8 protein-coding genes are annotated in these 8739 nt (G+C 64.8%); 3 read left to right on the top strand and 5 right to left on the bottom strand.

Features of this window, described 5'->3' with window-relative positions:
- Positions 1-760, bottom strand: a 760-nt coding sequence (locus ACIQ3R_RS11480; RefSeq protein ID WP_397418577.1) for a metal-dependent hydrolase, incomplete at its 3' end; no start/stop codon positions are given.
- A 116-nt stretch (positions 761-876) separates the two neighbouring features.
- On the opposite strand from ACIQ3R_RS11480, the gene ACIQ3R_RS11475 reads away from it, so the two are divergent.
- On the top strand, positions 877-2151 hold the full coding sequence (locus ACIQ3R_RS11475; RefSeq protein ID WP_397418575.1) for a spinster family MFS transporter: 1275 nt from the start codon (positions 877-879) through the stop codon (positions 2149-2151).
- A 19-nt stretch (positions 2152-2170) separates the two neighbouring features.
- On the top strand, positions 2171-2917 hold the full coding sequence (locus ACIQ3R_RS11470; protein WP_397418573.1) for a class II aldolase/adducin family protein: 747 nt from the start codon (positions 2171-2173) through the stop codon (positions 2915-2917).
- 13 nt (positions 2918-2930) lie between these two features.
- Here ACIQ3R_RS11470 and ACIQ3R_RS11465 read toward each other — a convergent pair whose 3' ends face one another.
- Complete coding sequence (locus tag ACIQ3R_RS11465) at positions 2931-3791, bottom strand: phytanoyl-CoA dioxygenase family protein (RefSeq protein ID WP_397418571.1); 861 nt, start codon at positions 3789-3791, stop codon at positions 2931-2933.
- Positions 3792-3902: 111 nt separating this feature from the next.
- Here ACIQ3R_RS11465 and ACIQ3R_RS11460 point away from each other — a divergent pair, with 111 nt between their 5' ends.
- The gene (locus ACIQ3R_RS11460) at positions 3903-4682 is read left to right on the top strand and encodes an enoyl-CoA hydratase/isomerase family protein (RefSeq protein ID WP_397418579.1); all 780 of its coding nucleotides are present in this window, start codon (positions 3903-3905) and stop codon (positions 4680-4682) included.
- Here ACIQ3R_RS11460 and ACIQ3R_RS11455 read toward each other — a convergent pair.
- The 3 genes from ACIQ3R_RS11455 to ACIQ3R_RS11445 form a co-directional block, all read right to left on the bottom strand.
- A complete protein-coding gene (locus ACIQ3R_RS11455; RefSeq protein WP_397418569.1) occupies positions 4669-6645 on the bottom strand; it encodes a CoA transferase in 1977 nt (658 codons plus the stop codon). The two genes, ACIQ3R_RS11460 and ACIQ3R_RS11455, sit on opposite strands and share 14 nt — an antisense overlap.
- A gap of 9 nt (positions 6646-6654) precedes the next feature.
- Positions 6655-7458: a TauD/TfdA family dioxygenase gene (locus ACIQ3R_RS11450; RefSeq protein ID WP_397418567.1), complete on the bottom strand. Its 804-nt coding sequence runs from the start codon at positions 7456-7458 to the stop codon at positions 6655-6657.
- A 260-nt stretch (positions 7459-7718) separates the two neighbouring features.
- The coding region (locus ACIQ3R_RS11445) for a TonB-dependent receptor domain-containing protein (RefSeq protein WP_397418565.1) at positions 7719-8739 on the bottom strand (1021 nt) is incomplete at its 5' end.

Below are 8739 nucleotides of genomic sequence, written 5' to 3'. Positions count from 1 at the left end.
CCGGATTGTACCAGGGCATGAAGGTGCCTAGCAGCCGGGGCAGGTAGGCGCGCTGATAGCGGGCCATACGCGCCTTGCGCACCTGGGCCCACTCCGGCGTCTGGTAGCGGGCGATCATCTCGGGATCAGCGGCGATCATGGCGGCTGCGAACTTCTGACACCAGCCGTAGTAGTGGCGTTGAAACCACAAACTCATCCGCGTTCGGTAGACCCAGTCGCCCACTAGCCGCTCATAGGCGTCGAAGCACACCGTTCGGTGCTCGATTTCCTCCATAATGTGCCAGTACATCAGTCCGCGGATCGGCTCTTTCATGTAATCGAACATATCGATCTCTATCTGCGCCCGGGCGGCGGCGCAGGTCATGGATTCAAAACCTTCGCCATAGGCGAGGTTGAATTTCAGCGGCTTTTCAGCGGACCAGGCTGCGAACTCGGCTTCGACTTCCCGCTCAAGTTCGGCGAGCCTCGGCCCCGAGGGGTGGATGCGCTTGACCACCTCATTCGCCTTCGCGTGCTGGCGGAAGTGCTGTCCCTCCTGGGCGCAGAACCGCTTCATCGCTTCCTTGAGCCTTGTATCGTCGACCTCGCCCATGGCCGACTGCATCGTGCGGATCAGGAATGGCTCCAGATACGGCAGCATCATCCAGGCCCCGACGAAGAAGTAGGACAGCGCCGGGTCGCCTTCGATGAACACGAGGTCCATGTCGTCGGGGAACGAGAAGTCCATCCGGCGAACCGGGATGTCATCGGCGACGGTCATGAGGATGCCTCCCTGATGACGTCAAATCTGACACTGAACAATTGCGCAGTCAAATTCTATAATTTACGAATTGATCGTTCAGCCACCGTAAGAGTGGCCATTGCTGGGAGTGGAGCATGTCCGGAGCTGCGACCGAAGCGCGGATCGAATCGTCCGGCGTTGGCGCCGGAGCCTGGTACGCCCTGGCGATCCTCACTTTGGTCAGCTTCTTCAACTACATGGATCGCATGGTGCTCGCGGTCCTGCTCGAGCCTATCAAGGCCGAGCTGGGCCTGAGCGACGGCCAGCTCGGCCTTCTTTCGGGGCTTGCTTTCGCAGCCCTCTACGCGACGCTCGGCATTCCGCTGGCGCGGCTCGCAGACCGCACATCTCGGGTGAAACTGCTGGCGGCGTGTCTGGCGATCTGGAGCCTGATGACCGCGGCAACCGGTCTTTCGCGCAACTTTCTGGAGCTGTTTCTGGCTCGGATGGGCGTCGGTGTCGGCGAGGCCGGATGCGTTCCGGCCGCCCATTCGCTGATCGGCGACCACTTCCCGCCCGAGCGGCGAGCTTTTGGGATCAGCGTGTTCCAGGCTGGCGGACTGGCGGGGCTCAGCGTCGGGCTGATGCTGACGGGCGTTCTCGCCGATCAGCTGGGTTGGCGGACGGCGCTTTGGGTTGTGGGACTCTCCGGCGTACCCCTGGCCTTGCTGGTCCTGTTCACCGTCCGCGAACCTGCGCGTCGGGGACACGTGGCAACCGCGTCCGGCGAACCCGCCCTGGCGGCCATTCGCGGCCTGCTGGCCCGGCCCGCTCTACGCCACCTGATCATCGCGCTCTCGATCGGCGCTTTTGGCACCTATGGCATAACCCAGTGGTTGCCCGCTTTTTTCATCCGCAGCCACGGCCTGACCCTGACGGAAATCGGCGTCTGGTCGGGAACGGCCAGCGCGATCGGCGGAATCCTGGGGGTGATGTGCGGCGGGCTCGGCGCCACCAAGCTCATCCCCCGCGACGCGCGATGGGAGTTGTGGCTTCCCGCGATCGCCTATGGCGGCTCGGCGCCGCTCTATGCGCTGGTGTTCCTCAGCCCGACCCCGCTGATCGCCATTTCAATCAAGGTGTTCGCCACCTTCCTGGCCGCGTCCGGAGGTGGAGTCGCACTCTCGGCGATTCAGTCCTTCGCAGAGCCGAACCGCCGGGCGACGGCGATCTCACTGGTTTTGTTTCTATCCTCGCTTCTCGGCCTCGGCCTTGGACCCTGGCTCGTCGGTGTGACCAGCGACGCCCTGGCGCCCACAATGGGTAGGGAGAGCCTTCGATACGCCTTGCTGATCTCGACGGCCGCGCTCGTCTGGGCCGGCCTCCACTTCTACCTGTCCGCCCGCCGCGCTGAGCGGGACCGGGTCTGAGTCTCACGGAGATACCCTCATGGCCTACGACGCGCCCGAAGTATCCGAAGCCATGGTCCGCCAGGACCTTGCCGCTGTTTATCGGCTCGTCGCGTTGGAAGGGTGGGACGATCTGATCTTCACCCACATCTCAGCCCGCGTCCCCGGGCCGGAGCATCACTTCCTAATCAATCCGTTCGGCCTGCGCTTTGACGAGATCACCGCGTCAAACCTGGTGAAGATCGACATTGAGGGAAACCCGGTCGAGCCGACGCCGCACACCGTCAATCCGGCGGGCTTCACGATCCACAGCGCGTTGCATATGGCCCGGGACGACGCCCAGTGCGTGATCCATCTGCATACCGATGACGGCGTTGCGGTCGCCGCTCAGGCTGAGGGACTGCTGCCGCTTTCGCAGCACGCGATGATGGTCTGCGGCGAGGTCGCCTACCACGACTACGAGGGTATCGCTTTCGACCTTGACGAGCGCGATCGGCTGGTCGCCGACATGGGCGAGAAGCACCTGATGATCCTGCGCAATCACGGCACCCTGGCGGTGGGCGTGTCCTGCGCGGCCGCATGGCTCGCCATGTACTTCCTGGAGCGCGCCTGCACGATGCAGATTCGTGCGCAGTCGTCAGGGGCGCGGTTGGTCACGCCGCGCCAGGGCGTGCCGGAGAAGGTGACCAGCCAGAGTGAGTCCCTGTTCACAGGCTCAGCGGGCGCGTTCACCTGGCCGGCGTTGCTCCGCAAGCTGGATGACATCGACCCAAGCTATCGATCGTAGAAAGCAGGCGGTTTCAGCCCAGTTTCTCCTGCTGGACCGAGAAGATCGAGGAGTAGTCTCCTGCGCCCCAGTCCGGCGGCATCGGACATGGGGTATCGCTCATCCGCGCATAGGCCACGGGTCCGCCCCTTACGATCACATTGCCGTACTTTACGGGATCCATGATACGGGTCAGGGGTATCGCGTCACAGGGCGCATAGGTGTGCAACAGCAACGGCCGCATCCGTGACGACAGGTTCGCCTTTGAGCCATGGACGGTCCGGCAGTTGTGCACTGTGATTGCGCCGCGACGACCGGTTAGCCAGCGAAGCCGCCCGGGATCCAGGGCGGCGACCTCTTGATCGCTCAACGAACCTGTCCATGCGCCAGAAGCGTCACGAAGCGTTGAAATCGGCCCCTGGTGGCTGCCCGCGAAGACACCCATGGGCGACATCTCGTGGTCTACATCGGCGAGGTAGACTCCGATGGTGAGCGGGTCGTAGTTGGAGTGCGGCCAGAATTGAATGTCCTGGTGCCACTTGATCTCTTCGCCACCGCCGCCGGACTTGAAGTTGAGCTTGGAGTGGTGGAGCCGAATGTCCGGGCCGAGCAACTCTTCCGCAAGATCGACGATCGGGCCACGCAGTCCAAACGCCTCGAAGGCAGGATGAAAGGCCACGGTCTGGGGAATCCGCCGCAGCATGGGGCGGTCTGCATTGTGGCCTGGGCCGAGAAGAATGTCGGGAGTCGACGCCGTCAGACCCCGGGAACGCTCTACGAAGCCATTCATGGCCTGGACAAGTTCGTCGATCAGGGCCGGCTCGATTCCCTCCTCCAGGAGGAGATAGCCATCTCGAAGATAGACGTCCTTCTGCGTCTCAGTCAGCCAGGGCATGCGCGCCTCCCCATCTTCAAACCTCGACGGAGCATGTTACTGAACGTTTGATCAGTCCAGGGGGTTTGATATGGTTCCGGCAATGACCAGGGAAGGAACACTACATTGTCCGTGATTGAGCTGGCCCGCGACGGCCACATCGCCACCGTGACGATCAACCGGGCCGAGCGGCGCAACGCCGTGACGCAGGAAATGATGCAGGAGCTGGAGCGCATCAGCCGCGAGTTCATCCACGATGAGCAGACGCGGGCGGTGATCTTCCGCGCGGAGGGCCGTGACTTCTCGGTCGGCGCCGACCTGCAGGCCTCGCCCAGCGCCCGACCGGCGGCCTCGATCCTGATGCGCCGGCGCGCGGCGGAGTTCGGCGCGCAGCTGATGCGGTCCATGCAGGAGATTCCTCAGCCCACGATCTGCGCCGTACAGGGCGTCGCCACGGGCGCTGGCGGCTGCATCACCACCGCCTGCGACTTCCGGATCGGCGCCGACACCGCCCGCATCGGCTATGGCGAGGTCAAGCTCGGCATCAATCTGATGTGGAACGCGGTTCCCATCTGCGTGCACCTTGTGGGTCCGGCGCGGGCCAAGCAGATGATCATGACCGGCAAGCTGTTCGACGCCGCGACGCTCGAGCGCTGGGGCTTCCTGGATCAGATGGTCCCGCTGGCCGACCTCGACGCCGCCGCCCGCGCCATGGCCGAGGAGTATGCGGCGCTGCCGCCCAACTCGGTCCAGATGATCAAGAAGAGCATCAACAGTGTTTCAGGAGCGCTGGACCGAGCGATCATGCACATGGACGCCGACCAGTGGCTGCTCTCGAGCCTGACCGAAGACTACAAGGAGGCGGTCGGCGCCTTCTTCGAAAAGCGAAAGCCCACGTTCAGCGGGAATTGACGGCGACGACGCCGCTCTTGACGAGGTCCGTGATCTCGTCGGCGTCAAAACCGAAGTCGGACAAGACGCGCAAGGTGTCCGCTCCGAGCCTAGGTGGGGCCCGCAGCGGCGCGCGGCTCGCGCGCTCGAAGCGGTGGAAGGGTCCCGCATGGAGCGCCACGCCCTGGCCCGGAGTGTCCAAGGTCACCAGAGAGGCGGCCACCTCGGGATCGTTGAGCGCGGCGATTGGGTCGCAGATGGGCACGGCGGCCGACGCCGTATCCAGTCGCCATCCTTTCGCCGCATCACCGGCGATCGCCACCGGCGGATCGGTCCAGGACTCCCCGTTACTTTCGGTCAGCAGGACATCGCCTATGAGCTCCGCTGAACCCTCCAGCATTGAACCTTCGACGTGCCCGCCGCGGCCGTGGACAAGACGCCCATGCAGCGCCGCCAGGACGCCGCCCGCCATCAGCAGGCCACACATGGGATCCGCCGGGTAGGTCGCCATCAGAACAGGGTCGCCCGAAGCATCACAATGCAAGGCGTCCCAACCCGCGAAGGCCTCGATCGATGACCCGTTGGCCTTGAACGCGGCGTGCGGTCCATCGGCCCCGAAGCCACTGAATGAGGCCATCACCAGACCTGGGTTGATCGCTGCGAGCCGGGGATAGTCGAGCCCGAACCGCGCCATCACCCGGGGCGTAAAGTTCTCGATCACTACTTCGGCCTGTGCGGCCAGCCTCAGGAAAGCCGCGGCGCCTTCAGGTCGGCCCAGGTCTAGAGCCAAACCGTCTTTCCCGCGATTGGCGGAGTTGAAGTAGCAACTGCGGTTCAGGGGATCGTCGTCGCCGGCTTCGGATTGACCCATCCAACGCCAGATGTCCGGCCGAACCGGACCTTCAACCTTCACGACCTTAGCGCCGAGGTCGGCCAGAACCTGGCCCGCGAGCGGTCCGATCCAGGCCTGTGTCAGGTCCAGGATCGTCAGGCCGGTGAGCGGCGGCGCATCGGGTGCAAGCTCAACCGGGGGCGCTGGGTCCGCTGCAGGTCCGGGCGCGAACTGCGCCGACCGACCGGCGACACCGGGCGCCTTGAAGAAGCCGCGCGCCGCCAACTGCGGGTCGGCAAGCACCCTAGAGGGATGCTGAACGATCCCGCAGACGACCCCCGCCGTCTGTAATCCGAGCATGACCGCATCGACCGGCATCCTCGCGGCGAAGGGCGCCAGCGCCGCAGCCACGCGATCCGCCGAGGTTCCGAGGCCGGGTTCGATAAGGCTATCGGGAACCTCGTCCTCGGTAGCGCCCAGGATGGCCCGATAGACCTCGAGGTGTGCCGCGATGGCTGGCGCCACGGATATCCATCCATCGGCGCAGCGGATAAGTCGTGCGCCTTCCGGCGTGCCGGATTGTCGTGGCGAAGGCCCTCCGCGCTGTTGATCGCGCAGGTACGGGACGAAGCCCGCCACGGTATCGAGCCCGCGCGCCTCGACATGATCGCCTAGACCGGTTCGCGTCCGACGGATCAGGGCGGCCATGCCGCCAACAAAAGCGCTGGCGCCTAGTGCGTGGGCGATCAGGTTGGCGGGCGCCGCCATCGGCGGACCACCTCTTCGGCCGTTGAGCCAGAGATATCCCGTTCGTGCTTCAAGCTCGCCCCGCGCGGCGCGCCGACCGCCCAGGCCGAAGTCCGTTATCTCGACGACCACCAGAGCGGGTCTGGTGGCGCGGAGCGCCGAAACCGACACGTTGGGCGCGCTTCCCTCGACGATCAGCACATCCGTCCTGGCCAATCGGGCCTCAAGCTCGGACAGGGCGGCGGTGGACTTACCGATCCGACGGAAGGCCTCGCCGGGCTCGGGCGCGAGGCCGGTCTCCAGGACCGTGACAGAAGCGCCCCAATTCTGAAACTGGCGGCCGCAGAAGCCGGCGGCCGGTCCGCCCGCGATTTCAACGACACTCAGTCCAGCGAGCGGATCCATGGGTTCAGGCTAGTTCGAGACGCCCACGGACACTAGGAACCGCAGCAGCAATCGCTCCTCGCCGGGCGCGTCGCGGAACGCCGTGCGAGCATGCAGCATGGTGTGATTGTAGAGGATCTGAACGTCGCCGGGCTCCAGGAAGAACGACAGGCCGATCCCGGGCTCCTCCGCGATGGCGTCGTAGAGATCGAACAGTTCCAAATCCTTGGGTGGCAGGTCGATGTGCCGCGCCGCCGTGCGGAAGTAGTCGGAGAGGTAGAGAGTCTTCAGCACGCCGTCAGCATAGGCGCAGGGCGCGATGTAGGCGACAGGCGGCGCGTCCGGCTGCTGCTCGTTCCGCAGGTCCAGCGCGATGGGTTCGAACATCCGAGCCGCGAGGTCTGGACGCCGTCGAAGCAACTCGTTGTAGACCGTGACCGAGCTGGCCACCTTGCTCTGCCCGCCCTCGGCCGCCGGACGCACACACAGCAGCCCAACGAGGTCGGAAGCGTCGCAGTGGAAGCGGAACTCGCCTGCAGTCGCGTAGAGCCGGGCGAAGCGGTCCCGTTTGTCGGCGCCGGTGTCGCGGACCTCGCCGATCACGTCGCCCTGTGGGTTCTGGTATCCGAGGCGGCCGAACTGCAGGCCAAGCAATCGCATGAAAAGTTGCTGTTGGGCGGGTGACCAACGGTCGACCGGCACGCCCTTGAGGACGAGAATACCTCGTCCGCGCAGGAGTTCTTCCCGCCAGCCATCCACGTGAGCTTCAAAGCCTGGAAGGACCGCATCCGCCATCGTCAAACCGTCGACGGACCGCCCCTCCAGCGTCGTCATCTTCGTCTCCAAGCTGGAGATCAATTCGGGGGTGAGTCGTTCCGCCCAAACATCGGGCGGGCCAAGCTCCGCCCCGGTCCAGGCCGAGGGGCCAAGGACAGGTCCTGTCGGACGTCCCGTGTGCTCCCGGGCCAGAAAATGCGCCGATTGCTCGGCGATCGACATCAAGAAGCCGTCAGCCATTGGGTCAAACACTTCGCGCAGATCGAACACAAAGGTGCGGCCGTGGCCTGGGCCACGGCCGCAGTGGCAGGGAAGTTCTAGAAGTCGAAGCCGACGCGGACTCCGGCGCGGCGGGGGTAGAGAATCTGTTCCGCCGTGGAGCCAAGCGCCGCAGGGTCCTTGTCATTGAGCGCGTTGGTTACGAAGGCCTCCACGTTCCAGCCGTCCTTGCGAAGGCCAGCCCGCAAGGTCAGGTCGTCGAGGTTGCCGGACTTCAGGTTCTTGACTGTGGCGTCGAACGTCGGGCTGCGATGAGAGTAGCCGGCGTAGAAGGTTCCAGTCACGCCCGAGAGCCCCTCCAACTCCCGCGCATAGTCGGCGGCGACCGTGAAGGTGGTCTTGGGCACATTCGGCACAGGCCCGCCAACACGGATGGCGGTGCCGACCGACAGCCTTCCGAGTACGCTGGTGAATTCTGCGTCGTTGTAAGCGGCGCTGGCCTGGATGTTCAGACCTTCCGCCGGAGTGCGCCAGACCAGCCCGATGTCGCCGCCCTTGATCTTGGCGTCTCCGGCATTGGTGATCGAAATCACGGCGGCGGTGGCGAACTGGACCAGCACGTCCTTCCAGTCGGTCTGGTAGATGGAGCCTTCCAACAGCAGGGTCCGATCTACGAGCTCCCAACGCGTCCCGATCTCATAGGTCCAGAGCGAGTCGGGCTTGTTGGTGGGTTGGATCGTGCCCGGGGGCAGTCCCAGTGTCGTGTCCGCAGCCGCGGCCTGGGCCGGCGTTTGCAGCGAGCCGCTGCGGAAGCCCTTGGCGATGTTGAGATAGATTGTGCCGTTGTCGACAGGCTTGTATTTCAGGTTGAACCGAGGGTTCAGACTGTCCCAATTGCCGGCCGAGAGCCGCGGCGCACGAGTGTTGCGATCCACACCCACCGCCGTGCGCTTGTCCTCGAAGTAGGCGAGGCCGACCAGCGGCGTCAGCCGCCCGTCCATCAGGTCCACCGACAGTTCGCCGAACAGCGAGTAGGAGTCGGTCCGGATCACAGAGTCGGTGTTGATGATGCCGGTGCGGGCGCCGGTGGGGGTAAGCTGGCTGTAGTAGAAGATATCG

Origin of the sequence: Phenylobacterium sp. (assembly GCF_044371015.1) — a bacterium.
GTDB lineage: Bacteria > Pseudomonadota > Alphaproteobacteria > Caulobacterales > Caulobacteraceae > Phenylobacterium.
The sequence above is the reverse complement of the archived record's forward strand: the minus strand, read 5'-3'. Positions and strand labels throughout refer to the sequence as shown.

Bases quoted from the DNA above. Each gene is read 5' to 3' on its own strand.
- ACIQ3R_RS11455 (WP_397418569.1), bottom strand. From the start codon at position 6,645: ATGGATCCGCTCGCTGGACTGAGTGTCGTTGAAATCGCGGGCGGACCG.
- ACIQ3R_RS11450 (WP_397418567.1), bottom strand. From the start codon at position 7,458: ATGACGACGCTGGAGGGGCGGTCCGTCGACGGTTTGACGATGGCGGAT.
- ACIQ3R_RS11475 (WP_397418575.1), top strand. From the start codon at position 877: ATGTCCGGAGCTGCGACCGAAGCGCGGATCGAATCGTCCGGCGTTGGC.
- ACIQ3R_RS11470 (WP_397418573.1), top strand. From the start codon at position 2,171: ATGGCCTACGACGCGCCCGAAGTATCCGAAGCCATGGTCCGCCAGGAC.
- ACIQ3R_RS11465 (WP_397418571.1), bottom strand. From the start codon at position 3,791: ATGCCCTGGCTGACTGAGACGCAGAAGGACGTCTATCTTCGAGATGGC.